Genomic DNA, 25,292 nt, shown 5'->3' with positions numbered 1-25,292 from the left:
GGTGCCGCGGTCGGTAGTCATGGAATATCGCTCGCGCGAAAAGTTGGCGAAGCCCTGAACGCCGCGCTGCTCGCAGAGCCGCGGTGGATCATGTTTTAACCCGATGGCCGTCAACTATACATGAACCGTCGCCACATGAACCGTCGCCTCCGCGATCACCGCTGCCACCATCAAGGAATATGCTCCAAGCGCTTGAGCCGGTCATGATCTCAGCGACGAACAGGATCGCGGTCAGGGGCACTTTGGAGATCCCTGCAAGCCCGCCTGGGGCGACCAAAGGGCACAGGTCACCGGCGGCGAAACGGAACAGTCGTCCGATTCCAGATACGACCCTACCCCATTGGACCATCATCCCCTCGCGCCTGATGGAGCAGCCAGAGGCGACCGATCCATCAGCCATTGAGACTCAATGGCTGATGGATCGGTTCGTATCCGCCTTGCCGATAGGCGCGATAACGCGCCCGTCCCGCCTCTCGGACCTCGGGGTCGAGATCGACCAGATCGATGATCTGTTCAAAGCGCTCCCAGCCGGACGGTAGATCCCGTCCGAGATTGAGCAGGCTGGGGTAACCCTCGCTCGGCAGCCCATCCAGACTGATCATGATGGGGGTAAGGGAGGCATCGACAGCCCCAACCAGTCCATGCGGGATGAAGCTCTCTTGCTTAAAGGTCCAGAGCAGTCGGTCGAGGTGTCTAGCCTCATCGCGATCTGGACAGAGGATCAAGATACGCTTGCCTGCCTCATAGAGCCGCTCGACGATCTGGCAGGCCATCAGAAACCGATCGCCGCGGCTACCTGGCTCTAAGCTATAGAACTCGACCTGCGGCATGGGGTTCAGGGCCTATGGAGTCCTTGCTGATATCTCTGGATCCGGCTTTCGCTGGAATGACGGTTATGGGTTGATTCAGCGTTTCCTAGAAGCTATCCACCGAAGTGAACAGCCCGACCCGCAGGTCATGGGCGGTATAGATGGTGCGCCCATCGACCTGGACGATCCCGTCGCCGATCCCTAGGACCAGTTTGCGACTAATCACCCGCTTCATATCGATGTGATAGGTCACCTTCTTGGCCCCTGGCAGGACCTGACCGGTAAAACGGACCTCCCCGACGCCGAGCGCGCGTCCATGTCCGGGGTTGCCGATCCAGGCCAGATAAAACCCGATCATTTGCCAAAGCGCATCGAGCCCCAGACAGCCCGGCATCACCGGGTCGCCCTGGAAATGACACTGAAAGAACCAAAGATCAGGATGGATATCGAGCTCGGCGAGGATCTCGCCCTTGCCGTGGGCACCGCCGAAATTGGCGATGCGCAGAATGCGGTCCATCATCAACATATTGGGTAAGGGGAGCTGGGCATTGCCCGGGCCAAACATCTCGCCGCGCCCGCAGGCCAGGAGTTCATCGCGGTTAAAGGAGGCCTCTTTTCGGTCCATGGTCAGTCCTAGAGTTGAGGGGGATGGTCGGGCGGCAGATGGGGGCCGCCTGGGTTACGCGGTAGAAAGACGAGCGCGCAAGAACCCGAGGATCTCAGCGATGGGCACGAGCTGAGGCTCGGCGGCAGTGCGCGCCTTGTATTCAACCTGTCCTGTATCCAGCCCCTTGTCACCGACGACGAGCCGATGGGGGATGCCGATCAGGTCCATGTCGGCGAACATCACCCCCGCGCGCACATCGCGGTCGTCGAGTAAGACCTCGATACCAGCGGCCTTGAGCTCGGCATAGAGCCGTTCGGTCGCTTCGCGCACCCGGTAGGATTTATCCGCTCGCAAGGGGAGGAGCGCAACCTCGAAGGGCGCGATGGCCGTCGGCCAGCAGATGCCGCGTTCGTCGTGATGCTGCTCGATCGCGGCGGCCACCAGACGCGAGACCCCGATCCCATAGCATCCCATGATCATGGTCAGCGCCCGGCCATCCTCACCCAGCACCTGGGCCTTCATCGCCGCGCTATATTTGCGTCCGAGCTTGAAGATATGCCCGACCTCGATACCGCGGGCGATGGTCAATGTTCCTTGGCCGTCCGGACTGGGATCGCCATCCACCGCATTGCGCAAATCGGCCAGCTCGGGCAGGGGGAGGTCGCGGCCCCAATTGAGCCCGAACCAATGTTTGTCATCGATGTTGGCGCCGACAGCGAAATCGGCCAGTACCGCGAGCGACCGGTCAGCGATACAGGGGATCGGCAGGTCCTTGGGGCCCAGCGAACCCGGCCCTGCTCCGATCGCGGCGCGGATCTCGGGTTCAGTGGCCATGCGCAAGGGTTTAGCGACCTGGGGGAGTTTCTGGGCCTTGACGGGATTGAGCGCATGATCGCCGCGGACCAACAGGGCGATCAGCCCGCCGCCGTATTCCGCAGCAGCGGCAACGACCAAAGTCTTGACCGTGCGCTCGATGGGGATGCCGAAGGACTCGACCAACTCGGCGATGGTGCGCACCCCGGGGGTAGCGACCAAACGCGCCTCCTCAGCGGGCAAGGGAGCCGGTCCAGCAGGGGGCAGGGCCTCGGCCAACTCGACATTGGCGGCATAGTCGCTGGCGTTGGAAAAGGCGATGGCATCCTCGCCAGAGGCGGCCAGGACATGAAACTCATGCGAATCGCTGCCGCCGATGTTGCCGGTGTCGGCGCGCACCGCGCGAAAGTCCAGTCCGCAGCGGCGAAAGATCCGGCAATAGGTCTCATACATCCGCTGATAGGTCTCGTCGAGCGATGACTCGTCGAGATGAAACGAATAGGCGTCCTTCATCAGGAACTCGCGCGCGCGCATCACCCCAAAGCGCGGACGGATCTCGTCGCGGAACTTGGTCTGTATCTGATAGAAATTGACCGGAAGTTGTTTGTAGCTCTTGATCTCGTTGCGCGCCAGATCCGTGATGATCTCCTCATGGGTCGGACCGAAGCAGAAATCGCGCTCATGGCGATCTTTGAAGCGCAGCAATTCTGGGCCATACTGATCCCAACGCCCCGACTCTTGCCAAAGCTCAGCCGGTTGGACCGCTGGCATCAAGACCTCCAGGGCCCCGGCGCGATCCATCTCCTCGCGCACGATGCATTCGACCTTGCGCAAGACACGCAACCCCAAAGGCAGCCAGGTGTAGAGTCCAGCAGCGAGCTTGCGGATCAAACCGGCCCGTAGCATCAGACGATGGCTGACGATCTCGGCATCGGCGGGTGTCTCTTTGAGGGTCTGAAGCGGAAATTCGGAGGTGCGCATGGCATCGAACCGTCTCGACAATCAAAGGATTAACAGTCTATTGGTCTGACCATACTGAAACAACACCCGGACTTTGCAAACATCTCCCTTCCCGGCAAAGCGCGCCACTTGCCGGGGCATAGCAGGCAGAGAGATGCTGGTGTCGACAGCTCTTGCTTTGCCCTGGCTTGCGGTTTGCGTTGGGGTGAGCTCTGGATAACCGGAGGGTCTTGACCTCGACCGACAGGTGAGTGGGTATGAATGTGTTGTCCAAACTGGTTTTAGATTTTGGCTTTAAGAATATTCGCCAAGTCTTCGCTACAAGCGGCAGCAGAGGCGAGTGTGTTTTTGTAAGATCTTCTCAAATCTATGGCGATATCTCATCCTGAATCACCCGGGCCGACAGATATGGAAAGGCGAACCCAGCGGCGGATCGAGTTGCGCATACCCGTTGAGTTGATCTTGCCAGATCACAAGCAGATACACGCCATTACCCGCGATCTCTCCTGGGGCGGCGCCCTGGTCCAGCTCTCTGAACCCATCCAGGTCGAGGTCAAGACCCTCATGATCATCCTGCCCTGGAGCAAGGGAAAATCGATCCGTGCCCAGGCGCAAATCCTGCGGCGCGAGCCGCTCGACCAATCGGATTCTCTTATTGCTCTGCGCTTTACCAGCCTGTCGCCGCGCAACCAAAACCGTCTGGAGCGCTTGCTCCAGATGCTTCTGCGTCATGACACCAAGGCACCTCAAGAATCCGTCCCCCTCTTCCGCGACCTCGAGGTGATTGTCAGCGACCCCGAAGAGCTACGCCAGATCTTCATGCAATTGATCGAGGGGCGCTATACCGCTACCGTTTTCGAGTCCTATGAGGTGGGTCAGAGTATCCGTCTGTCGATCGTCCCCAATCTCGAGCTCCCCGACCTCCATCTGCGCGCCCGCGTGATTGGGGTCGAGAAGGTCGATCTCAAAGGCTATAACTGGACCGAGCTGTATAATCTATCGCTGCTCTTGGAGCATCCGAAACGGGCCATCCGCGACTTCATCAATCTTGTCCTCAGACAGATCTCAGAGTCCGAGTCCGGCCTGTCAACCTTCAGCACCCTGTCCCGTGCGCCCGATTGGCTGTGCTCGGTGGCGGGCGCTATCAATCGGGCGCTGGACGATAATGATACCAGCTCAAACTTAACTAGCTACCTTTCTGAAGAGACTGCCCAACAGTCCTATCTGGAAAGCGAATTTCCGGAGGTCATCCAGCGGCTGATCGCCGCCTGGGGAGACGTCGAGGGTTTCGACCAGATCTTTAGCCGCCTGCTTCTAGACAACTGCAACCTACCCAATGGCTGGCCAAGGCATGTCTGGGCGGAGCTTGAGTTTCTGCAAGAGCTCCATGACCTCGCCTTTGGTTTGCCCGAACGCCGGCGCGGCCCTTCTAAGGGTGGAAGAGCTTGACTCACAGCCATCTGGATCAGCGCATCCTCCCCGAGACCGGGCGTCTGCCCTATGCCCTGTATCGCGCTGAGCAGGTCCAAAGATTCGACCACCTGGCCAGTGGCTATTTCGGGATTCCCGAACGCGAGCTGATGGAACGGGCCGGCGCATCGGCCTATCGCTTTCTCAGGCAACGTTGGCCGGATGCCCGCCATCTCTGTGTCCTGACGGGGATCGGCAACAATGGCGGAGACGGCTATGTGCTGGCCCGGCTGGCACGAGGGGAGGGATGCACGGTCGATCTAATCCAGGTCGGCGATCCCCAGCGTCTGCAAGGCCCAGCGGCGGAGAGCCGAGATGCCTATTGTGCCGCCGGCGGAAAGGTCGATATCTGGTCGGGCAGCCTGCCGCGCGGTCTGGATCTATGCGTCGATGCGCTCTTCGGCACGGGTCTGACCCGTCCAGTCGGCGATCCCTTTGCCGCAGCCATCGCTGCACTCAACGAACAGCAGGCCCCTATCCTGGCGCTCGACCTGCCCTCGGGCCTGCATGCCGATACCGGCGAGGTCATGGGGATCGCAGCGCGGGTGACGGCGACGATCAGCTTTATTGCTCTCAAACTCGGTCTCTTCGTCGGGTCAGGGCCGGAGTATCGTGGCGAGGTGCAGTTCAGTGGGCTCGGGGTGCCAGCGCGTCTTTATGCAAGCGAGATTGCAGCCGCGGTGCGCAGCGATTGGGCGCGTGCATCCACACTCTTACCCCATCGCTCCCCCCTGATGCACAAGGGTGACTGTGGCCATGTCCTGATCATCGGTGGGGCACCAGGGATGGCAGGGGCGGTACGGCTGGCAGGGGAGGCGGCGCTACGCGCCGGCGCGGGTCTGGTGACCATCGCTACCCATCCACGTCACGCCGATTGGCTCAATCTCGCCCGCCCTGAGCTCATGGTCCAGGGCGTGATGGATGCCAGGGATCTGGAGCCGCTCAGCGCGCGCGCCGATGTCATCGCGATCGGCCCGGGTCTGGGCCAAGACGCCTGGGGCAGGGGGCTGTGGGAGAAGGTTTGCACCCTGGCGCATCCCTTGGTGGTCGATGCCGATGCGCTCAACCTACTGGCCGCCTCGCCTATGAACGGCCCCGACTGGCTGCTGACCCCCCATCCCGGCGAGGCGGCGCGTCTCTTAGGGGTCTCGACCGCTGAGGTTCAGCGCGACCGGGTCGTCGCCGCCCAGACACTTCAGGCGCACTTTGGGGGGGTGATCGTGCTCAAGGGGGCAGGAAGTATCGTTCAGGCCAACCCGCCACGGCGCCCGGTGGTCTGTAGTCAGGGCAACCCCGGGATGGCGACCGCCGGGATGGGCGATGTCCTGACCGGCATCATCGCCGCCTTGCGCGCCCAAGGTCTAGCAGCGGAGGATGCGGCATGTGCCGGTGTTTGTCTGCATGCAGCTGCGGGCGATCGGGCTGCTGCCAGTGGCGAGCGCGGTCTGATCGCCAGCGATCTGATTGCTGAACTGCGGACATTGGCCGATGGGCAGGATGCAGTGCTCTGACTTGGAGATCGACCTGAGCGGCCCAGAGGCCCAGCGTGCCTTCGGCGCCCGTCTGGCCGAGGTGTTACGTCCGCCCTGTGTGCTGTTTCTAGAAGGCGAGCTCGGCACCGGCAAGACCACCCTGACGCGGGGTATCATTGAGGGTCTGGGTTATAGCGGTCAGGTCCGCAGTCCAACCTATACCCTCATCGAGCCCTATGAGCTGGACGGTTGCGAGCTGTATCATTGTGACCTCTATCGTCTCGCCGATCCAGACGAGCTGGAATATCTCGGGATGCGCGATCTGCTCCATGAGCGGGCAGTTTGGGCCATCGAATGGCCTGAGCGAGGGGCTGACCTGCTCCCGCGACCTGATCTGCGTATTCGCCTGCTGCATCGTCCTCATGGACGCCGTCTGATCCTGAGCGCCCTCAGTTCCAGCGGCGAGTCGATCTGTCTAGCATTGCGCTCGATCACCAATGTCTCTTCTTGACAACATGTCTTGATCCTGATCTACAAGTGTGCTGGCCGAAAACCGATGGCGTGGAAAAATCGCCGATCGCTTGCTATGTTTTCAGCAACACAGGCCGCTTGTCTAGACCGAGATGAGGCCGCGTGAACAGGCTTGATGTACTCTTTTGGCTACTTGCGATGCTACCGGCGCTGGCCGGCGCAGTGGATGTCGAATGCCGGTGGGGCTATACGGCGCCGGACAAGACCCAGGTCCTCCTGGAGTCGACCATGCCCATCCCGCACCGCATCCTCAGCCTCGACCAGCCCGACCGGGTCGTGATCGATCTTCCAGGCGCCAGGCTCACCGGCCAGTTGCCGCCACCCCGCACCGATGACGCGATCCTGATAGGGATACGCGCTGGATTGCGACGCGCCGATGAGTTGCGTCTGGTCTTAGATCTCAAGGGCCCGGCGCGGGTGAAGAGTTTCAGCCTCCAAGGCTCTGGTGGAGCCAAACATCGGATCGTCGTCGAGCTTATCCCGCAAAACCCGACCCAGGGGAATGCCCTTCAGGTCTCGATCCAGGCCCAGTCATCCCCAGCGGCCCTAGAGGTACGCTCCAGCCGGAGACGAACCGCCCTGATTGCGATCGATGCCGGGCATGGCGGTGAGGATCCAGGCGCCGTCGGCCCAAATGGACTGCGTGAAAAGGACGTGACCCTTGCGATCGCCCGCAAGCTGGCACGTCTCATCGACCGCGAGCCGGGGATGCGGGCGCTCATGATTCGTGATGCCGATCGCTATATCGGTCTGCCTGAACGGCCCTCGCTCGCCCGCGACCACAAGGCCGATCTGTTCGTCTCTATCCATGCCGATGCCTACAGCGATCCCAATGCCAGAGGCTCCTCGGTCTATACCCTGGGCACAGGGGCGGCGAGCAGCGAGATGGCCAGTTCAGTTGCCGAGCATGAAAATGGCAGCGAGCGCGTGCTCTTGGTTGAGCCAAACGGCAGAGACGCGCTGTTGGACGCGGTCCTCCATGAAATGACCCGCAATGCCACCCTCGAGCATAGCGATACCGCGGCTGCCGCCATCCTGCGCCAACTCAAACGCGCCGGTGTGGTCCATCGCGGCGAGGTTCAGCATGCGGGCTTTGTCGTCCTCAAATCGACGGATCTACCATCCCTCCTGGTCGAGGCCGCCTTTATCAGCAATACGGAGGAAGAACGCCTGCTGGCAACCGATGCCTATCAACAGCTCATCGCCCAAGCGATCCTTGCCGGGATCAAGGACTATCTCAATGCCCATCCACCGCAGGGTCTCTCGCCCATCCCCGATACACCCCGAGGCCCTCGGGAGCAGGGGCTGCCGCTGCGTTCAGCCGGACGGAGCGCGCCAGGGCGAACCCGCGAACATGTCATCAGCCAGGGCGATACCCTGTCAGCGATCGCCAAGCGCTATCAGGTCAGTCTGAGCTCACTGCGCGCCGAGAATGGGCTGGATGAGACCGATGTCATCCATGTTGGCCAGGTCATCGCCATCCCCACGGATTCTTGATGATCGCATCCCCTCCTTCTTTGGGGCGTTTGACCATGTCAAGGCGCATTCGCGTCTTGCCTGAACTTCTGATTAGCCAGATCGCCGCTGGCGAGGTCATCGAGCGTCCGGCCTCGGTCGTCAAGGAGCTGATCGAAAATAGCCTGGATGCCGGCTGCACGCATCTCGACATCGCGATCGAACAAGGCGGTATCAAGCGCATCCGGGTGCGCGACGATGGCTGCGGCATCCCGCACGATCAATTGGCCTTGGCCCTGACGCGCCATGCCACGAGCAAGGTCACCGACCTTGCCGACCTCGAGGCGGTGACGACCCTGGGGTTTCGCGGTGAGGCGCTGCCGAGCATCGCCGCGGTCAGCCGCCTGACCCTCGTCTCCCGGGTGCCTGATCCAGCAGGGGAGGGGATGGCCTGGTCGCTTGCAGTCAGCGGCGGTGAGCTGAGCGAGGGCCCGCGCCCGGCGGCACATCCTGTCGGCACCAGCGTTGAGGTCTGCGATCTGTTTTATAACACCCCAGCGCGGCGCAAGTTTCTGCGTACCCCGAGGACCGAGTTCGAGCAGATCGAACAGACGATCCGGCGTCTTTTGCTCGCCCATCCTGCTGTCGCCTGCGAGCTGCGTCACGACGGGCGTCTGATCCAACGCCTGGCCGTCGCCGATCACCCCGAGTCCTTGCGCATGCGTCTGGAGCAGTTGCTAGGCGCGGCATTTGCTGAACAATCCCTGCGGGTCGAGTCTGTAGCGGGCGAGCTTGCGCTCAGCGGCTGGGTACTGCCGCCGGCCTTAGCACGCAGTCAGCCGGATCAGCAGTTTTTCTATGTCAACGGGCGTCTGGTACGCGATCGTCTACTCGCCCATGCTATCCGCCAGGCATTCGCCGATTGTCTGCATCACAGCCGACATCCGGCCTATGTGCTCTTTCTGGAGCTGTCGCCCGACCAGGTCGATGTGAATGTCCATCCAGCCAAGTACGAGGTGCGTTTTCGCGCGTCCCGTCAGGTCCATGACTTCATCCGTCAGGCGCTGGTGCGGCGTCTAGCCCAGGGGAGGCTAGGCGTTCCCATAGGCTCGCCGCTCGCTCCAGCCCCGGGGACAACCACGAGCAGCGCTCTCCCCAGGCCGGCCCATCGCCCCTTGGCCCAGCCAGCATGCAGTGTGGGCGATGCCCAGCCGCTTTATCAGGTCAGTCTCGCCTTGCAACATCCCGGACTCGATCCTTCAGCAGGAAATGCGCCTGAGTCTGCACCGGATCGGTCGGCGCCGGACCGCCCAACGCCGGCAGAGCTGCCACCCCTCGGCTTTGCACTTGGCCAGCTCAATGGCGTCTATCTCCTAGCCGAGGCCGCCGATGGACTGATCCTGGTCGATATCCATGCGGGGCATGAACGCATCCTTTATGAGCAGCTCAAGTCGGCCTGGAAGTCGGGCCGCCTGGCCAGCCAGCCGTTGCTGATCCCCCATCGGCTGCGGGTTACACCGCATGAGGCCGAATATATCGAGGCACAGCGCCCAACCCTGGATCGGCTAGGATTGATCATCGATCGGCTGGGTCGAGATAGCCTGGTCCTGCGCGCCGTTCCTGCCCTGCTGGAAGCGGTCGATGCCGAGCGCTTGGGACGCGACCTGCTGGCCGATCTGTCTGCCGAGGCGGCCAGCCAGCGGATCGAGGCCATGCTCGACCGGGTCTTGGCGACCCTGGCCTGTCATGGCGCGGTGCGTGCCCGGCGGCGCCTGACACGCGATGAGATGAACGCCCTGCTGCGCCAGATGGAGCAAACCGAGCGCAGCGATCAGTGTAACCACGGGCGCCCGACCTGGATTAAGCTCTCATATGCCGAGCTCGACCGGCTCTTTATGCGCGGACGCTAACCGCCCCGCCGGGTGCCTTCCCGTCGCCGATCCCCGCCCGTGGGCGATCCTGCTCATGGGGCCGACTGCCTCGGGCAAAACCGAGCTTGCGGTCGAGCTGGTCGAGCGCCTGCCCTGCGAGATCATCAGCGTCGATTCGGGTATGATCTACCGGGGGCTCGATATCGGGACCGCCAAACCGGGTCCAGAGGTCCTGGCCCGCGCCCCGCATCATCTGATCGACATCCTCGATCCCACTGAGTCCTATTCGACGGCGCGCTTTCGCGAGCAGGCGCTAGACCTGATGCGGACGATCACAACGCGCGGGCGCATCCCCCTGCTAGTGGGCGGGACCATGCTGTATTTCCGCGCCCTGCAACAGGGGCTGGCCCCCTTGCCGAGCGCTGATCCCGAGCTGCGCGCCGCCTTGCTTGCCGAGGCCGAACGCTGCGGTTGGGCGGCGCTGCATGCCCGTCTCATGGCGCTCGATCCCGAAACCGGATCGCGCATCCATCCCAATGACCCGCAACGCATCCAGCGCGCCCTGGAGGTCTGCCTGCTCACCGGTCGCCCGATGAGCACCTTGCTGCACTCAGCACAGCGTGAACCCTTTCCCTTTCGCCTGCTCAAACTGGTGCGGGCGCCGCGCGAACGGGCCGTCCTCCATGACCGTATCGAGGTCCGTTTCCAGCGGATGCTCAATCTCGGTCTGGTCGATGAGGTCGCTGGGCTTTGGGCACGCGGCGACCTGACGCCCGATCTGCCGGCCATGCGCTGCGTCGGCTATCGGCAGGTGCTGGACTATCTCTTAGAGCGATCGACTTGGTCGGAGATGGAACGGCGCGGGGTCTATGCTACTCGCCAGCTCGCCAAGCGCCAGATGACCTGGTTACGCGCTGAATCGGGATGCCATTGGCTCGAAGATGCCTGTGATCCCCTGGCCGCAGCGCTCAAATTGATTGAGCCGATCCTGGGTAAATTGGATTTGCCAGCGCCCGCCGATTGCACCACACTAAACCCAAACAGCCAGCACTAGTTACTGAATCTTTCGCCAACAACACGGAGCTACACGCATGTCCAAGGGACAAAGCCTACAAGATCCCTTTCTCAATGCCCTAAGGAAGGAGCGCATCCCCGTCTCGATCTTTTTGGTCAATGGCATCAAGCTTCAAGGCCAGATCGAGTCGTTCGATCAATTCGTCGTGCTGCTCAAGAATAATGTCAGCCAGATGATCTATAAGCACGCCATCTCTACGGTGGTACCGGCGCGCAACGTCAGGCTGCCGCTCGGCGATGCTGTGCCCGAGTCGCTGCCCATGGATGAATGAGCGCGGGGGATAGATCCTTGGCTGTTGAGCCGGCATTTGCTCTAAGCGATCTGCGTCCCCAGGGTGGCGAGCGGGCTATCTTGGTCGATCTCGATATCGGTGTGCCGCGCGAGGCCGATGAGCGCGAGGAGTTCGTCTTGTTGGCGTGCGCAGCCGGTGCCGAGGTCCTGGGGATCCTAGGCGGTACGCGCAGCCTGCCCGATTCGCGTTATTTTATCGGTGCAGGCAAGGCCGATGAGCTCAAGACATTGGTCGCAGCCACAGGTGCTGAACTTGCCATCTTCAATCATCCCTTAAGCCCCGCCCAGGAGCGCAATCTCGAACGCCTGCTCCAGTGCCGGGTGCTGGACCGCGCCGGCCTCATCCTCGACATCTTTGCCCAGCGCGCCCGTTCGTTCGAGGGCAAGCTTCAGGTCGAGCTGGCGCAGCTGCGCCATCTCTCGACCCGTCTGGTACGCGGCTGGACCCACTTGGAGCGACAAAAGGGGGGTATCGGGCTGCGTGGTCCTGGTGAGACCCAGCTTGAGACCGACCGCCGTCTGCTGGCTGCCCGCATGGCGGTCTTGGAACGCCGGTTGGCACGGATTGAACGCCAGCGCGCCCAGGGGCGGCGAGCGCGCGTCAAGGCCGAGCTGCCGCTGGTCTCCTTGGTCGGCTATACCAATGCTGGCAAATCGACCCTGTTCAATCGCCTCACCCAGGCAGGGGTACTGGAGGCCGATCAGCTCTTTGCCACCCTCGATCCCACGGTACGACGTCTAGAGCTCCCCGGCGGGCGTCCAGCGCTCTTGGCCGATACCGTGGGTTTCATTAGCCAGCTCCCTCATGAGCTGATCGCTGCCTTTCGCGCTACCCTGGAGGAGACCCGCAATGCCGCCCTCCTGGTGCATGTCATCGATGCGGGGGCTGCCAACCGCGCGCGTCAGATCGCCGATGTCGAGAGGGTCTTAGGCGAGCTCGGTAGCCAGCAGCCACGCCTGGAGGTCTTCAATAAGATCGATCGGCTCGAGGACGCCTCACCCCGCCTGGAACGCGACGCCGAGGGTCGAGCGGTGCGGGTCTGGATCTCGGCGCATACCGGTGCCGGGATCGAGCTCTTGCAAGAAGCGCTGTCCGAATATGTCAGCGGCGAGCAGCTCATCGAGTCCTTTCGTCTGGGTGTAGAAGAGGGGCGGGCTCGTGCGTGGTTGTATCGTCACGCACGGGTCATCGAGGAGCGACTGCTCCCCGAAGGCGGCTGGGAGCTAAGCTGCGAGATTGCACGATCCGAGTGCGGGCGCTTCCGCGCTATCCGCGGCTAGCTCGCCGCACCATCTGGGCGTTTGCCGTAACGAGGCCGGCTCCCGTACAATCCTTGATTGCATGACTCAAAGATTTCACTAAAGGCGGAGAAGCTATGGCCTGGAATGAACCAGGTGGCGGTGACCGGGATCCGTGGAGCAGTCGGGGCAGCGGCGACCAGGGTCCGCCCGACCTTGATGAGGTCGTGCGTAAGCTCCAGGAGCGGCTGGGTGGACTGTTCGGCGGCTCGCCCCCGCGGGGAGGTGGGCAGGCCGGTTCCGGTGGTCAGCCCAGCATGCGGCTCATTAGCCTGATCCTGGGCATCCTCTTGATCATCTGGTTGGCGACCGGGATCTATATCGTCGAGCCTGCCGAGCGCGGCGTGATCATGCGCTTTGGGCGCTATGCCAACACCACCGGCCCTGGCCCCCATTGGCGTATCCCCTGGCCGGTCGAGACGGTGGTCAAGGTCAATGTCGATGAGATCTCGACCCTCACCCATCGCGCAGCCATCCTCACCCGTGATGAAAACATCGTCGAGGTCGAGCTAACGGTGCAATCGCGCATCCAGGATGCCGCCGACTATCTCTTCCAGGACCAAGACCCTGAGCGCACACTCAATGACGCAACCGCGGCTATGGTGCGCGTGGTCATCGGGCAAAGTAAGCTCGACTTCGTCATGACCGAAGGACGCAGTGTTGTCGCCATGAGCATCAAGGAACGTATCCAGGAGCTGATGGATCGCTACAAGACGGGGCTGTTGGTCACCTCAGTCAATATGCAGCCGGCCAAGCCGCCCGAGCAGGTCAAGGCCGCGTTCGATGATGCCATCAAGGCGCGCGAGGACAAAGAACGCTTAGAAAATCAAGCCGAAGCCTATGCCAATGAGGTGCTTCCCAATGCACGCGGTACCGCGGCGCGCCTGCTCGCTGATGCTAAAGCCTATCGCGACCGTCTGATCGCGGCCTCCGAGGGTGAGGCCGCACGCTTTCTCGCCGTGCTCGACCAATATCACAAGGCGCCCGAGGTGACCCGCGAGCGTCTATATCTCGAAACTCTCCAAGAGGTCCTGACCCAAAATCCCAAAGTCCTGATCGATGTCACCCAAGGCGCCAACCCCTTGATCTATCTGCCGCTCGATCAGCTCATCAAGCAACAGACCCAGGCCGGCAGCGCTGAGCCACCGCCGCCGTCCATAAATACCCCCCCTGCGCTTGCAGCGCCCGAGCAGCGGGTCATTGAGCCGCCGCAGCGCGTCGTAGATCGGGAGCGGAGGGCACGTTGATGGAGAATAGACTATTGAAGATCGGGCTGCCGCTCGCTCTGGCTGCTGTCCTGATTTTTATGACGAGCTTTACCTTCATCGTCCGCGAATATGAGGTGGCGCTCAAGTTGCGCCTGGGCGAGATCGTCTCGGATACCTATGCCCCTGGGCTCCATTTCCGCATCCCGATCCTCAATCAGATTCGCAAGTTCGACCGCCGGCTCCAGACCTTGGATTCGCAACCCGAGCGGTTTCTGACCATCGAGAAAAAGGACGTCATCGTCGATTCTTATGCGAAATGGCGTATCGCCCGTCCCGCCCAGTATCTGCGCTCGACGGGGGGAAGCGCTGCGCGTACTAGCCGGCTATTGTCCGAACGGATCAACACCAGCCTGCGCGACGAGTTCGGTAAGCGCACCATCCAAGAGGTCGTCTCCGATGACCGCCTGGCCCTCATGGAGGCGTTGACCAAGGAGGTCAACGCCAATGCAGCCGATCTTGGCGTCGAGGTCGTCGATGTGCGGGTCAAGAAGATCGACCTGCCACCTGAGGTCAGCGACTCGGTCTATCAGCGCATGCGCGCTGAGCGCGAGCGGGTGGCGCGTGATCTGCGTGCCAAGGGCGCCGAGGCCGCCGAGCGGATCCGCGCCGATGCCGATCGCCAGCGCACCGTCACCATCGCCGAAGCCTACAAAGAGGCCGAAGAGATCCGCGGTGAGGGCGATGCCAAGGCCGCCGAGATCTATGCCCGCGCCTTTAATCGAGACCCTGGGTTCTACGCCTTTTACCGCAGCCTGGCTGCCTATCGCGAAAGCTTTGGCCAAGCGAGTAATCTGATGATCCTTGGTCCGGATTCGCATTTCTTCCGCTTCTTTCGCGATGCAGGCGGCCAGCAGTGAGTCCATCGCCATCTATCCTCAGCCGTCCGTCAGCAGGCGCGCAATCTCCAGCCGGTCGCATGAACTATGTGGCATGACCTCTGGGTAGCACTTGCGCTGGTTATGATCATCGAGGGGATCTGGCCCTTTCTCAGCCCTAGCAGTTTCCGGCGGGTCCTGGCTATGGTGGTGCTGGAGAGCGAGCGCGCCTTGCGAATCGCCGGACTCATCAGCATGCTGGTGGGCGTCGGCCTCCTCTATCTGGTGAACTGAGGTCCTTGTATGCCGCGTCGAGGTGAAGAACGCTGGCTGTTGCCCGCCGGTATCGAGGAGATCCTCCCCGATCAGGCGCGGATCATCGAGGGCCTCAGGCGCGAGCTCTTAGACTTGTATGCGAGCTGGGGCTATGAGCTGGTCATCCCGCCCTTCATCGACTACTTGGAGTCTCTGCTCACCGGCACCGGTCAGGATCTAGACCTCCAGACCTTCAAGCTGATCGATCAGCTCAGCGGACGGCTGCTGGGGGTCCGCGCCGATATGACCCCACAGGTCGCACGCCTGGATGCACACCAATTGCGTCGGGATGTGCCGACCCGCCTGTGTTATCTCGGGACGGTGCTGCATACCCGTGCCGACGGGCCCGCTGGGACCCGCAGCCCCTTGCAGCTCGGCGCCGAGATCTATGGCCATGCGGGGATTGAAAGCGAGGTCGAGATCCTGCGTCTCTTGCTTTTGACCCTGCGCACCGCTGGTATCCCGGAGATCTATTTGGATCTGGGACATGTCGGGATTTATCGGGGGCTCGCGCGTCAGGCGGGATTGGATGTCGATCAGGAGCATGCACTCTTCGATGCTCTCCAGCGCAAGGCCATCCCTGAGATCGAGTCCCTGGTCGGCGAGTTTGGATTGAAGGGCCTAGTCGCTGGGATGCTGGTAGGACTTGCTGAACTCAATGGCAGCGATGCCCTAGAACGCGCCGCCGCCTTACTCGCCGATGCCGATCCCCAGGTCAAACAGGCTCTCGAAGAGCTACACCGGCTGGCTGAGGAGCTCAACCACTGGTTGCCTGAGGTCGCGATCCATTATGACCTGGCCGAGCTGCGCGGCTATCGCTATAAGACCGGCGTGGTCTTTGCCGCCTTCGTCCCCGGCTGGGGGCTTGAGGTCGCCCGCGGCGGGCGCTATGACGACATCGGGCGGGTCTTCGGGCAGGCTCGTCCTGCGGTCGGTTTTAGCACCGACCTCAAGGGGCTCATCCAGCATGGTCAAGGGTTGGCCGAGCGCTATCGCCCACTGGATGCGGTCCTAGTCCCTTGGTCAAGCGATCCGAATCTGCAACAGGTTATCGAATCGCTGCGCGCCCAAGGGCGGCGCGTGATCCAGGCACTGCCTGGTACGCCCAGCGACCCGCGCGCGCTCGGCTGTAGCGAATCGCTGATTTACGAGGATGGGCGCTGGGTCAGCCGCCAGGTCATTGAGGACATGCCGCATATCCTGTAATGAGTCCGACACTTTTGGAAGCTTGATCGATGGGCAATACGGTCGTTGTGATTGGCACCCAATGGGGAGATGAAGGCAAGGGCAAGGTCGTTGATCTCTTGACCGAGCGCGCTGCCGCTGTGGTCCGTTTTCAGGGCGGGCACAATGCCGGCCACACCCTGGTCATCAATGGGGCCAAGACTATCCTACATCTCATCCCCTCGGGGGTCCTGCGCGACGGGGTGCGCTGTCTGATCGGCAATGGCGTGGTCCTCTCTCCAGCGGCCCTGTTTGAGGAGATCGAGACCCTGGAGCGCGCCGGTATCCCTGCCCGCGAGCGGTTGGGGATCAGCGCTGCCTGCCCCTTGATCCTGCCTTATCACATCGCCCTCGATCATGCCCGCGAACGCGCCCGCGGCGCCAAGGCAATTGGCACCACTGGACGCGGGATCGGACCGGCCTATGAGGACAAAGTCTCGCGCCGCGGCATCCGGCTGGGCGAACTCTTCGATGCCGACCGCTTTGCCGAGCGCCTGCGCGAAGTGCTCGACTATCACAACTTCATGCTCGCCCAGTATTACCAGACCGAGGCGGTCGATTATCAGCAGGTGCTCGATGAACAACTGGCCTACGCCGAGCGCCTGCGTCCGCTCGTGGTCGATGTCCCCGCCGTTTTGCATCAACTGCGCGCTCGAGGCCAAAACCTGCTCTTTGAGGGTGCCCAAGGCGCCTTGCTCGATATCGATCATGGGACCTATCCCTATGTCACCTCCTCCACCACTACCGCTGGCGGCGCGGCGAGCGGTAGCGGTATCGGCCCGCGCAGCCTCGATTATATCCTCGGTATCGTCAAGGCCTATACTACCCGTGTCGGCGGCGGCCCTTTCCCCACCGAGCTCAACGACGCGATCGGCGAGCACCTCGGGCGCTGCGGTCAGGAGTTCGGTGCCACCACGGGGCGCAAACGACGCTGCGGCTGGCTGGATATGGTGATGCTCAAACGCTCTTGCGCTATCAACAGTATCTCTGGCCTATGCATCACCAAGCTCGACGTCCTCGACGAGATTGAAACCATCAAAATCTGCATCGGCTATCGACTCGACGGCGCGGAACTCGACACCCCTCCGCTCGATGCCGAGGCCCTGGCGCATTGCGAACCGCGCTATATCGAATGCCCCGGCTGGCGGCAATCCACCATCGGCCTCACCCGCTGGGAAGACCTGCCCGCGAATGCCCGCCGCTATCTCGACACCCTCGAGGAATTGACCGGCTTGCCGATCGACCTCGTCTCAACCGGCCCGGATCGCATCCACACCCTCATCCGCCGCCACCCCTTCGACCTTGAATGAGTGGGATGCACGCACCCGCCTATTGCTCGGCGAGGCAGGCCGTGAGCGCTTGCGCTCAAGTCATGTCCTGATCGTTGGGCTGGGCGGGGTTGGGTCATTTGCCGCTGAGTCTCTGGCGCGCGCGGGCGTGGGGGCCCTGACCCTCGTCGATGGCGATCGCGTCGAGCCAAGCAACCTCAACCGCCAACTGATTGCCCTGCGTTCGACCTTGGGTCAGCCCAAGGTTGCAGTCATGGCCCGGCGTATTGCTGACATCAACCCCGCCTGCCGCCTCACCCTTGTCCCCGACTTCATCGAGCCTGAGGGAGTGTCTGGCCTTTTAGCACCTGGCTATGAATTGGTCCTCGATGCCATCGACACCTTTTCCGCCAAGGTCGCGCTGCTTGCGACCGCCTTAAAGCGTGGTCAGCCCATCCTCAGCAGCATGGGGGCTGGCGGGCGGCTCGACCCTACCCGCGTCCAGGTGGGCGACCTCATGGATACCCGCGTCTGCCCCTTGGCGCGCGCCGTGCGCCTGGCCTTACGTAAACAAGGGATTGGGCGCGGGCTCACTGTTGTTTGGTCAGACGAACCGCCCCTCTCTGGGATCATAGCGAGGACGGGCGCCCAAGGCCCCCGGGCTATGCGCGGCACGATCAGCTTTCTGCCTGCCTTATTTGGCTTGATGCTGGCGGGGGTGGCAATCAGACATCTTTTGGCAGCTCCAGTTAACTCAGCCCACTCTTAAAATCAAGAATTTTGCTGGGCTCTTTTGCGAGGATGGCCCTGCGAGGCGAGGGACCGAAACCGGTAGATCAAGACCTCAGCCCTTCCCATGCCGCCAATGCCCGCACCCGCGATGCAGCCAGATCAACTATGGGCTCAGGATAATCGTGCCCGAGGCGGATGCCGGCAGTGTTTAAGACCTCGGCCGGCGCCGTCCAGGGCTGATGGAGAAAGCGGTTGGGCAGACGCGCAAGCTCGGGGCACCAGCGGCGGACATAGGCACCCTCGGGGTCGAACTTTTGTCCCTGGAGGACGGGGTTGAAGATCCGGTAGTAGGGCGCTGCATCGGCGCCGCAGCCGGCGGTCCATTGCCAGCCGAGGGTGTTATTGGCGAGGTCTGCATCGACCAGGGTATCCCAGAACCAGCGCGCCCCTTCCTGCCAGGGGATGAGCAGGTTCTTGGTGAGCAGGGAGGCGACCACCATCCGTACGCGGTTATGCATCCAGCCTGTGTGCCACAGCTCGCGCATACCAGCATCGACCAGGGGGATGCCGGTATGTCCTCGTTTCCAGGCGCGCAGGAGATGTTCGGTCTCCTCGCCGGCCCAGGGGAAACGCTCAAACCGCCGGTCGAGCGGTCGGTCGATGGTCTCGGGAAAGTGATAGAGCAAGTGATGGCCGAACTCGCGCCAGCCGAGCTCGCGGACAAAGGCCGTGGCCAGGGCGCGGGGATCGCCGCAGGCATCGGCAATCAGGCTCAAGAGGCGGGGCAGGCTGATCTCGCCGACATGAAGATGCGGCGACAGGTATGAGGTAGATGGGCGATCGGGGCGGTCGCGTAGCTGACCGTAGTCAGGGAGTGACGCGGCGATAAAGGCGCGGGCGCGGTCGAGGGCCCCTTGCTCGCCCGGGGTCCAGGTGGCGTGCAGACCCTGATCCCAGGGGATCTTTGGTAGCAAGGCAAGTGTCTCGAGGGGAATGGCCCCGCTCGGCTGGGGACCTGCAGGCAATTGGGCAGGTGCCGGCTGTGGCGCTGCCACCGACCAGCGCCGTTCGCAGGCCCGCCAGAAGGCGCTAAAGACCCGATAGGGCTGTTTAGACTCGCTCAGTACCTCCCAAGGCTCGAAAAGCAGGCTGGCGTTGTGGCTTGCGCAACGCACGCCCAGGGTGCGCAGGCGTTCCTTGATCTGAGTATCGCGGGCGCGAATGGCGGGCTCATAGAGCCGGTTCCAATGGACGGCAGAAGCATTTGTCTCCTGAACCAGACGTTCCAGGGTCTCCAGGCTTGGGCCACGCAGGAGCCAGAGGCGGTTGCCGTGCGCTTGTAGTGCCTCGTCCAGCGCCTTGAGGCTCCAATGTAGCCACCAGCGGCTCGCTGCCCCGGAAGCCCAGGGTGCCTCTTCCTCGGAGGCATGGATATAGACGGGGATGAGCGGTGCGCCCGTGCGCCAGGCGGCTAAGAGCGCCGGGTTGTCGTCGAGCCTAAGATCACGCCGAAACCATAGGATCACCGGACCCGAGGTCTGAATGGGCGAAACGAGCGGGTCTTGCTTGTCGCGAGAGGCCATGCTGAAACTCGTCGGAGTATGGGGGCTAAGACCGAGAAGACGGCGATTCCCGAATTGCTGACGACCTTGGCGCACGAAGGCCGCATCGTCACCATCGATGCGATGGGCATCCCAGCTTCCATTGCCCAGGCCATCCGTGACAACAAGGTCGACTACGTGCTGGCGGTCAAGGACAACCCGCCGACGTTGGCGGCCTTGCTTCGTGACTTCTGTACCCTGTTTCCGGCGGCCCCAGACAGGCCCCCAGGCGTTTACCGAGACGGTGAAGAAGACTCATGACCAACTGGAAACCCATCTTTGCTTTGCCTTTGCTTAACTGGATTGCCTGTCCGAGCCCGAGCAGTGGAAAGACTTGACATCCTTACTCCTCGTCCCCAACCTTAATCAAAATTTCTTGCGATTGCCCTGCGTGGTTGACCGAACAGCGGTAGACGGGTTAATATAGCAGCTCTTAGGTTTCTGGATGTTGAGTCTCTGAAGACGTATCCGAAGCCGGGGTATAGCGCAGTCTGGTAGCGCGCCTGCTTTGGGAGCAGGATGTCGGGGGTTCAAATCCCTCTACCCCGACCAAAGTCGCTTACGACGCGCGCTGAACATGCGGCCGAAAGCTCATCAGGCGCTCGTAGCTCAGCTGGATAGAGCAACGGCCTTCTAAGCCGTGGGTCGCAGGTTCGAGTCCTGCCGGGCGCGCCATCCGGATCCGGGATGTTTGCGGATATATCAATGGTGGACGTAGCTCAGTTGGTAGAGCACAGGATTGTGGCTCCTGTGGTCGTGGGTTCGATCCCCATCGTCCACCCCATGTTTGAGGTGTTCATCAAGGGCCGTTAGCTCAGCTGGTAGAGCAGTGGACTCTTAATCCATCGGTCCGGGGTTCGAATCCCTGACGGCCCACCAAGCACAAGGCCAATCAAAATGATTGGCCTTTTTTATGTCCCTGAGAGCAGCCAGAGAAGGCGAAAAACCAGTTACGCTGGTCCATCTTTCTAGGCCTGGCACGCAGACAGGCACAGGTAGCCGGTATTGGATACAGAGATCTTTGCCGCTCAGGGGCTTTTCTAGCCATGTTGGGGACATTCTGCTCTGTTTGCCTCCAAATGGATGAGTCATGGCCCATCAAACGGTTTTCTCGTTTGCCATCTTCGAGACCCTGCTGACCCAGCGCACGGCGACCGTCGTCGGGGTGTTCTGCGCTATGCGCCAGACCCTTCATCTGCACCCGATCCCTGGGTTGCCAATCCAGCTGATCGAGGAGTTCCCTGAGATCCGGATTTGGGCCGAGCAGTCGGCCCGTTATCCCCAGCCAGGGGATGCGCGCCTGCCGGCCGCAGCAGGGTTGGATGCCATCTATGGGCGCATCGCCGAGCGCTATGGGCTTGATCCAGAGCAAACCGCTGCTCTCAGGTCGCGCGAATATGCGACGACGCAAGCCCTCCTGGTCGCTATCCCCGAGACAATCGGGCGCGTCCGGCAATTGCTCAATGCAGGCGAGCGGGTGGTGTTGGTCTCGGATAGCCGGTTTAGCGCCGCCGAGCTTCGGTCATTGTTGTCCTGCATCGATGCGCGGCTTGCAGCCTGTCCATGCTATGCATCCGTCGATCTCGGTTTGACCAAGGCGAGCGGGGCGCTGTTTCGGGCGGTCTTTGAGGCCGAGGGTATTGCGCCGTCCCAGTTGATCCATTGCGGCAATGATCCCTGGTCGGATGTTAAGGTCCCGCGGGCGCTAGGGTGTGTCGCTGAACACTATGCCGGCGCTGCGCTCAGCGAACTCGAATGGGCCTATCTCGAGGAATCTCACCTGTTCTATCAGCTGGTGGCCGGCACTGCCAAAGTCTATCGTCTCTATCATCCGGGATCCTCAGCGCCGGGGCGCCTGGGGGCGGGGCTTGCGGCACCCTTGTTCTATGGCTTCATCTGCCAGGTCCTGGATGAGGCGCTGCGGCGCGGTATCCGCCGCCTCTATTTCGTCGCCCGCGACGGCATGATCTTTCTGCGTCTGGCCCAGGCGATCGCGCGGGCGCGTGGCCTCGATCTGGAACTGAGGTATCTCTATGGCTCCAGGCGCGCCTTTCGCCTGCCGTCGGTCTTCGAGCTCGGGCTGCGTGAGTATCGCTGGCTGACCGAGCGGATCCCGACCCTGTCGCTGGCCATGCTCGCCGAGCGTCTGGAGATGCGCCCTAGCGAGCTGTTCGAGCAATTGCCGCCCGAGCTCCAGGCTCAGCTCCCCGATCTGGATGCATCCCTACCCGAGCCGCTGACCACTCAGCTTGTCCAGTCGTTCGCGCAAATCCCTGCGCTCCGTTCAGCCATCCTCGCCAAGGCGGCGCAGGCGCGCGCCCTGGTGATCGCCTATCTCGAACAGGAGGGATTTTTTGACGGCGGGCCTGTGGGCACGGTGGATATCGGCTGGATGGGCAGCAGCCAGGATGCGCTCTATAAGATCGCTGCCTCCCACAGGCCCGATATCGAGATCCATGGCTTTTATTTCGGGCTCTTTCATTACTCGCTCTATACCAGTCAGCGCAATCGCAAGACCCCTTATGCCATCCGCCCCAATCAGGTCTCAGAGAACATCGTCGCCTTGCATACCGAGCTGCTGGCCCAGGCCGATCACGGGCAAACGATGGGCTATGAACGCGCTTCCGATGGCCGGATCCGGCCGCGGTTGCGAGATGACGGCGGTCATCTGCGCGCCTGGGGGATCTCTGAGTTTCTCGAGGCTGCTGAGTGGTTTGCCGCTGAATATGCGCATTTTGCCGGGCGCTATCCCTTGCTGGTCGAACATTTCGATGCCGTGGTGCCGCGTCTCCTCGACCTCATGCGCCGCCCATCCCGGTTGCTCGCCGAGACCCTGGGACGTATCCCCTATTCGGGTGATCATTGCGACCTCATCCTGCGCGAATCGGCCCCCGCCTTCGGTTGGCGCGAGGCGCTTGCCTATACCTTTGGTCGGCGCTATGAGGAGCGGCGCTTGATGACCGAATGGTATGAAGCAACCCTGGTGCGCAGCCCGCCGCTGGCTCGTCTCATCCTGCATCTTCAGCCCAGGGTCCAGGCGCTCAAGGTCTTGATCAAACACAGCCTGCTTGCGCTGCGGCAGGCGCCGCGTCTGGCGAGCGCCCGTTTGCGCGCGCGCTGGCAGACATGGGCAATCCTGCGGCGTATACGGCAGGGCAGAGCTTAGGTGCACTGGTTTCGCCCTTTATCAAGCGGTTGAGCGGTTTACAATGGCGAGGCCCCTCGGGGCACTGGATCATCCTGTGCAATTGGAGCATCAACCTTCATGGCGTCTCCCACCGTCAGCGTCGCCTTGCCTGTCTATAATGTGGCGCCCTATCTGCGCGCCTGTCTGGATTCGATCATCGAGCAGGACTTCACCGACCTCGAGATCATCTGCGTCAATGACGGCTCGACCGATGAGTCGTCGGCGATCTTGGAGGAATACGCCCAGCGCGATCCGCGCATCCGCATCGTCCATCAGACCAACCGGGGTCTTGCCTCGACCCGCAACACTGCCTTGGGCTATGTCCGCGGGCGCTATCTCATGCATGTGGATTCAGACGATATGCTCCGTCCTGGGGCCATCCGCCACCTGGTGGAGGAGATCGAACGCACCGGCGCCGATTTCATCGTCTTCCAGCACATCATGTTTGATGAGACCCATGAGTTCGATAACTGGTATTACGACTTCGACCGCTGGAACCTCGAACCCAAGACCAGCCTGACGCAGAAGCTCGACATCCTGCATTACCACTACACCTGGTCAAAGTTCTTTCGGGTCGAGTTTCTGAATAAATATAACTTTCGCTTCCCGGATGGTCTGCAATTCGACGACAACGTCTATCACTGGAAGGTGTTACTTGCCGCCGAAAAGGTCGTCGTCTTACCGGAAAAGCTCTATCGCTACCGGATGCGCGCGGGCTCGATCATGTGGCACCGCGGGCGCCATCACCTCGATATCTTCCGCATTTTCAAGGAGGGGATCGCCCATTTTCGCGAACAAGGGGTCTATGAGGCGGTCTTTCAGGACTTCATGCAATACAAGATGGGCCTGCAATATTTCTGGACCCGGGATATCGAACCGCGCTTCCGCTATCTAGCCTATCTTGGCATCCTCGATGGGCTGTCAGCGGACGAAGAACGTTTCGTGCGCGACTATCCGCATCTGTTGGCCCCCGAGGCATTGCGCTTTTATGAGCGTCTCTTCGCCTCGCCGCTCTATCGGCGCGGTGCCCATCGGTTGCTGGCCGCACAATTGACGGCACGGCGTTATCTTGCAGATGGGCGGGCACGGCTGCGTCAGATGGTCCAGGCCGCCCGTCGGCGCCTGAGCCAACATCCGCGCCTCCAGGCTCTCCTGCAGCGTCTCCTGGGCTTTCAGCTCATGGACCCGCGCTGTTTGGACCTGCTCCATAATTATCAAAATGTGGCCACCTACTGGGTGCAGTTCTGGCGCGCCTATCTCGATGCCGAGCGCGCCCAGATCCCAGAACGCCTGGCCAGGCTCCAACAGGGGCTGTCCGAGGACGACCGCGCCCTGGCCGAGATCTTCGTCACCCTCTATCGGGATCATCTCCCTGCCTGTAAGGACTACAGTCGCTTTCTGTTGCACAAGGATCTGCTGTGGCGCCCGCGCGAGCGTTTTCGTCAGGCCCAGGGGCGCCCGCCGGTTGCGGCGCGCTATCAGGTCTTTCTCGAGCAATATCCCTGGCTGTCGGCGGATGTCTTTGCGGCGCTATATGGCCTCAATGCCCTGCCGCGCGATATCCAGGCGCGTATCCGTGCCGGCGGCGATCTCATCGACGGCGGGGCGTTCATCGGCGATTCGTCGATCCAGCTCGCTGAGACCTGTCCAAATTCCCGGGTCTTGGCGCTTGAGCCAGACCCGGTCAATTTTTCCCGCCTGCAGGAGAATATCCGGCAGTTTGCCCTAGAGGAGCAGATCGTCGCCGAGCCCCTGGGTCTGCATGGCTATGCCGGCGAGTTCGTCCTGCGGCATCACGGCGCCGCCGACTTCCCCGACCAGGGCACCAGCCTGCTCGATGATTTCCGGGATACCGCGGCCCACGGCGGCGAGCACCAGCTCAGGGGGCGGTTTGCGACCATCGATGCCCTGGTCGAACGCCATGGCCTGCGCCCGGTCCTCATCAAGCTCGATATCGAGGGCCTGGAGTTCGAGGCGTTGCGCGGTGCGGTCGAGACCCTGCGGCGCTATCGTCCGGCCTTGATCGTCAGCGTTTATCATCACCCCAAGGATTTTTTCGAGATCAAGCCTTGGTTGGAGGCGCTTGACCTGGGCTATTACTTCGCGCTGAGGCGTCTGGATCTACAATCACCAGTCTCAGACCTGGTGCTGCTCTGTTATCCCAGGCTTGCCGAGCTGGGAGGCAGTGCAGTCGCTGCTGATCAACTCGACAACACGCCCTAACCGCAT

21 protein-coding genes and 4 tRNA genes are annotated in these 25,292 nt (G+C 62.0%); 21 read left to right on the top strand and 4 right to left on the bottom strand.

The window, feature by feature from the left end:
* Positions 1 to 392: 392 nt before the first annotated feature.
* The 3 genes from GWK36_RS09755 to GWK36_RS09745 all read right to left on the bottom strand — a co-directional run bounded on the left by GWK36_RS09755 (position 393) and on the right by GWK36_RS09745 (position 3,210).
* Positions 393 to 830 (bottom strand): DNA polymerase III subunit chi, encoded by a 438-nt coding sequence (locus tag GWK36_RS09755; RefSeq protein WP_166270974.1) that lies wholly within the window; start codon positions 828 to 830, stop codon positions 393 to 395.
* An 85-nt stretch (positions 831 to 915) separates the two neighbouring features.
* On the bottom strand, positions 916 to 1,434 hold the full coding sequence (gene fabA, locus GWK36_RS09750; protein ID WP_166270973.1) for a 3-hydroxyacyl-[acyl-carrier-protein] dehydratase FabA: 519 nt from the start codon (positions 1,432 to 1,434) through the stop codon (positions 916 to 918).
* Between the two features lie 54 nt (positions 1,435 to 1,488).
* Complete coding sequence (locus GWK36_RS09745; protein WP_166270972.1) at positions 1,489 to 3,210, bottom strand: proline--tRNA ligase; 1,722 nt, start codon at positions 3,208 to 3,210, stop codon at positions 1,489 to 1,491.
* A gap of 387 nt (positions 3,211 to 3,597) precedes the next feature.
* Here GWK36_RS09745 and GWK36_RS09740 point away from each other — a divergent pair, with 387 nt between their 5' ends.
* The 14 genes from GWK36_RS09740 (at position 3,598) to GWK36_RS09675 (ending at position 18,312) form a co-directional block, all read left to right on the top strand.
* Positions 3,598 to 4,638 carry a PilZ domain-containing protein gene (locus GWK36_RS09740; protein WP_166270971.1) on the top strand — a complete coding sequence of 347 codons (1,041 nt, stop codon included), beginning with the start codon at positions 3,598 to 3,600 and terminating at the stop codon, positions 4,636 to 4,638.
* Positions 4,635 to 6,170, top strand: coding sequence for an NAD(P)H-hydrate dehydratase (locus tag GWK36_RS09735; RefSeq protein ID WP_166270970.1), 1,536 nt, complete (start codon positions 4,635 to 4,637; stop codon positions 6,168 to 6,170). Before GWK36_RS09740 ends, GWK36_RS09735 begins: the two co-directional genes overlap by 4 nt.
* Positions 6,157 to 6,642: a tRNA (adenosine(37)-N6)-threonylcarbamoyltransferase complex ATPase subunit type 1 TsaE gene (gene tsaE / locus GWK36_RS09730; RefSeq protein WP_166270969.1), complete on the top strand. Its 486-nt coding sequence runs from the start codon at positions 6,157 to 6,159 to the stop codon at positions 6,640 to 6,642. The genes GWK36_RS09735 and tsaE overlap by 14 nt, the downstream gene beginning before the upstream one ends.
* 122 nt (positions 6,643 to 6,764) lie before the next feature.
* A complete protein-coding gene (locus GWK36_RS09725; RefSeq protein ID WP_166270968.1) occupies positions 6,765 to 8,159 on the top strand; it encodes an N-acetylmuramoyl-L-alanine amidase in 1,395 nt (464 codons plus the stop codon).
* A 35-nt stretch (positions 8,160 to 8,194) separates the two neighbouring features.
* Positions 8,195 to 10,027 carry a DNA mismatch repair endonuclease MutL gene (mutL, locus tag GWK36_RS09720; protein WP_166270967.1) on the top strand — a complete coding sequence of 611 codons (1,833 nt, stop codon included), beginning with the start codon at positions 8,195 to 8,197 and terminating at the stop codon, positions 10,025 to 10,027.
* A 55-nt stretch (positions 10,028 to 10,082) separates the two neighbouring features.
* Positions 10,083 to 11,042, top strand: coding sequence for a tRNA (adenosine(37)-N6)-dimethylallyltransferase MiaA (gene miaA, locus GWK36_RS09715; protein ID WP_246237518.1), 960 nt, complete (start codon positions 10,083 to 10,085; stop codon positions 11,040 to 11,042).
* Between the two features lie 37 nt (positions 11,043 to 11,079).
* Positions 11,080 to 11,334: an RNA chaperone Hfq gene (hfq, locus tag GWK36_RS09710; RefSeq protein WP_166270965.1), complete on the top strand. Its 255-nt coding sequence runs from the start codon at positions 11,080 to 11,082 to the stop codon at positions 11,332 to 11,334.
* Positions 11,335 to 11,351: 17 nt separating this feature from the next.
* On the top strand, positions 11,352 to 12,635 hold the full coding sequence (gene hflX, locus GWK36_RS09705; protein ID WP_246237517.1) for a ribosome rescue GTPase HflX: 1,284 nt from the start codon (positions 11,352 to 11,354) through the stop codon (positions 12,633 to 12,635).
* 95 nt (positions 12,636 to 12,730) lie between these two features.
* Positions 12,731 to 13,900 (top strand): FtsH protease activity modulator HflK, encoded by a 1,170-nt coding sequence (gene hflK / locus GWK36_RS09700; RefSeq protein WP_166270963.1) that lies wholly within the window; start codon positions 12,731 to 12,733, stop codon positions 13,898 to 13,900.
* Positions 13,900 to 14,778, top strand: coding sequence for a protease modulator HflC (hflC, locus tag GWK36_RS09695; RefSeq protein ID WP_166270962.1), 879 nt, complete (start codon positions 13,900 to 13,902; stop codon positions 14,776 to 14,778). Before hflK ends, hflC begins: the two co-directional genes overlap by 1 nt.
* Positions 14,779 to 14,844: 66 nt before the next feature.
* Positions 14,845 to 15,030, top strand: coding sequence for a DUF2065 domain-containing protein (locus tag GWK36_RS09690; protein ID WP_166270961.1), 186 nt, complete (start codon positions 14,845 to 14,847; stop codon positions 15,028 to 15,030).
* 9 nt (positions 15,031 to 15,039) lie between these two features.
* On the top strand, positions 15,040 to 16,257 hold the full coding sequence (locus GWK36_RS09685; protein WP_166270960.1) for an ATP phosphoribosyltransferase regulatory subunit: 1,218 nt from the start codon (positions 15,040 to 15,042) through the stop codon (positions 16,255 to 16,257).
* A gap of 29 nt (positions 16,258 to 16,286) precedes the next feature.
* Positions 16,287 to 17,585 (top strand): adenylosuccinate synthase, encoded by a 1,299-nt coding sequence (locus GWK36_RS09680; protein ID WP_166270959.1) that lies wholly within the window; start codon positions 16,287 to 16,289, stop codon positions 17,583 to 17,585.
* Positions 17,578 to 18,312 carry a tRNA threonylcarbamoyladenosine dehydratase gene (locus GWK36_RS09675; protein ID WP_166270958.1) on the top strand — a complete coding sequence of 245 codons (735 nt, stop codon included), beginning with the start codon at positions 17,578 to 17,580 and terminating at the stop codon, positions 18,310 to 18,312. Before GWK36_RS09680 ends, GWK36_RS09675 begins: the two co-directional genes overlap by 8 nt.
* A gap of 67 nt (positions 18,313 to 18,379) precedes the next feature.
* Here the strand turns inward: GWK36_RS09675 and GWK36_RS09670 are convergent, their stop codons facing one another.
* On the bottom strand, positions 18,380 to 19,858 hold the full coding sequence (locus GWK36_RS09670) for a cryptochrome/photolyase family protein (RefSeq protein WP_166270957.1): 1,479 nt from the start codon (positions 19,856 to 19,858) through the stop codon (positions 18,380 to 18,382).
* Positions 19,859 to 19,876: 18 nt separating this feature from the next.
* Between GWK36_RS09670 and GWK36_RS16090 the strand changes: the two genes are divergently transcribed.
* The 7 genes from GWK36_RS16090 (at position 19,877) to GWK36_RS09635 (ending at position 25,286) form a co-directional block, all read left to right on the top strand.
* Complete coding sequence (locus GWK36_RS16090) at positions 19,877 to 20,137, top strand: transposase (protein WP_166270956.1); 261 nt, start codon at positions 19,877 to 19,879, stop codon at positions 20,135 to 20,137.
* A gap of 214 nt (positions 20,138 to 20,351) precedes the next feature.
* Positions 20,352 to 20,428, top strand: a tRNA-Pro gene (locus GWK36_RS09660).
* A gap of 46 nt (positions 20,429 to 20,474) precedes the next feature.
* Positions 20,475 to 20,551 (top strand) — tRNA-Arg (locus GWK36_RS09655).
* A gap of 33 nt (positions 20,552 to 20,584) precedes the next feature.
* Positions 20,585 to 20,660: transfer RNA gene (locus GWK36_RS09650), tRNA-His, on the top strand.
* Positions 20,661 to 20,679: 19 nt separating this feature from the next.
* Positions 20,680 to 20,755 (top strand) — tRNA-Lys (locus GWK36_RS09645).
* Positions 20,756 to 20,966: 211 nt separating this feature from the next.
* Positions 20,967 to 23,042, top strand: a complete 2,076-nt coding sequence (locus tag GWK36_RS09640) for an HAD family hydrolase (protein WP_166270955.1) — start codon at positions 20,967 to 20,969, stop codon at positions 23,040 to 23,042.
* Positions 23,043 to 23,141: 99 nt separating this feature from the next.
* Positions 23,142 to 25,286 carry an FkbM family methyltransferase gene (locus GWK36_RS09635; RefSeq protein ID WP_166270954.1) on the top strand — a complete coding sequence of 715 codons (2,145 nt, stop codon included), beginning with the start codon at positions 23,142 to 23,144 and terminating at the stop codon, positions 25,284 to 25,286.
* Positions 25,287 to 25,292: the final 6 nt, after the last annotated feature.

The organism is Caldichromatium japonicum (genome assembly GCF_011290485.1).
In the GTDB taxonomy this organism is placed as follows: domain Bacteria; phylum Pseudomonadota; class Gammaproteobacteria; order Chromatiales; family Chromatiaceae; genus Thermochromatium; species Thermochromatium japonicum.
Note: the sequence above shows the minus strand (reverse complement) of the source record. Positions and strands in the feature narration are given on the sequence as shown.

Coding starts and splice junctions, on each gene's coding strand:
- GWK36_RS09755 (WP_166270974.1), bottom strand. CDS start 830: ATGCCGCAGGTCGAGTTCTATAGCTTAGAGCCAGGTAGCCGCGGCGAT.
- fabA (WP_166270973.1), bottom strand. CDS start 1,434: ATGGACCGAAAAGAGGCCTCCTTTAACCGCGATGAACTCCTGGCCTGC.
- GWK36_RS09745 (WP_166270972.1), bottom strand. CDS start 3,210: ATGCGCACCTCCGAATTTCCGCTTCAGACCCTCAAAGAGACACCCGCC.
- GWK36_RS09740 (WP_166270971.1), top strand. CDS start 3,598: ATGGAAAGGCGAACCCAGCGGCGGATCGAGTTGCGCATACCCGTTGAG.
- tsaE (WP_166270969.1), top strand. CDS start 6,157: ATGCAGTGCTCTGACTTGGAGATCGACCTGAGCGGCCCAGAGGCCCAG.
- mutL (WP_166270967.1), top strand. CDS start 8,195: ATGTCAAGGCGCATTCGCGTCTTGCCTGAACTTCTGATTAGCCAGATC.
- miaA (WP_246237518.1), top strand. CDS start 10,083: ATGGGGCCGACTGCCTCGGGCAAAACCGAGCTTGCGGTCGAGCTGGTC.
- hfq (WP_166270965.1), top strand. CDS start 11,080: ATGTCCAAGGGACAAAGCCTACAAGATCCCTTTCTCAATGCCCTAAGG.
- hflK (WP_166270963.1), top strand. CDS start 12,731: ATGGCCTGGAATGAACCAGGTGGCGGTGACCGGGATCCGTGGAGCAGT.
- hflC (WP_166270962.1), top strand. CDS start 13,900: ATGGAGAATAGACTATTGAAGATCGGGCTGCCGCTCGCTCTGGCTGCT.
- GWK36_RS09690 (WP_166270961.1), top strand. CDS start 14,845: ATGTGGCATGACCTCTGGGTAGCACTTGCGCTGGTTATGATCATCGAG.
- GWK36_RS09685 (WP_166270960.1), top strand. CDS start 15,040: ATGCCGCGTCGAGGTGAAGAACGCTGGCTGTTGCCCGCCGGTATCGAG.
- GWK36_RS09680 (WP_166270959.1), top strand. CDS start 16,287: ATGGGCAATACGGTCGTTGTGATTGGCACCCAATGGGGAGATGAAGGC.
- GWK36_RS09670 (WP_166270957.1), bottom strand. CDS start 19,858: ATGGCCTCTCGCGACAAGCAAGACCCGCTCGTTTCGCCCATTCAGACC.
- GWK36_RS16090 (WP_166270956.1), top strand. CDS start 19,877: ATGGGGGCTAAGACCGAGAAGACGGCGATTCCCGAATTGCTGACGACC.
- GWK36_RS09640 (WP_166270955.1), top strand. CDS start 20,967: ATGGCCCATCAAACGGTTTTCTCGTTTGCCATCTTCGAGACCCTGCTG.
- GWK36_RS09635 (WP_166270954.1), top strand. CDS start 23,142: ATGGCGTCTCCCACCGTCAGCGTCGCCTTGCCTGTCTATAATGTGGCG.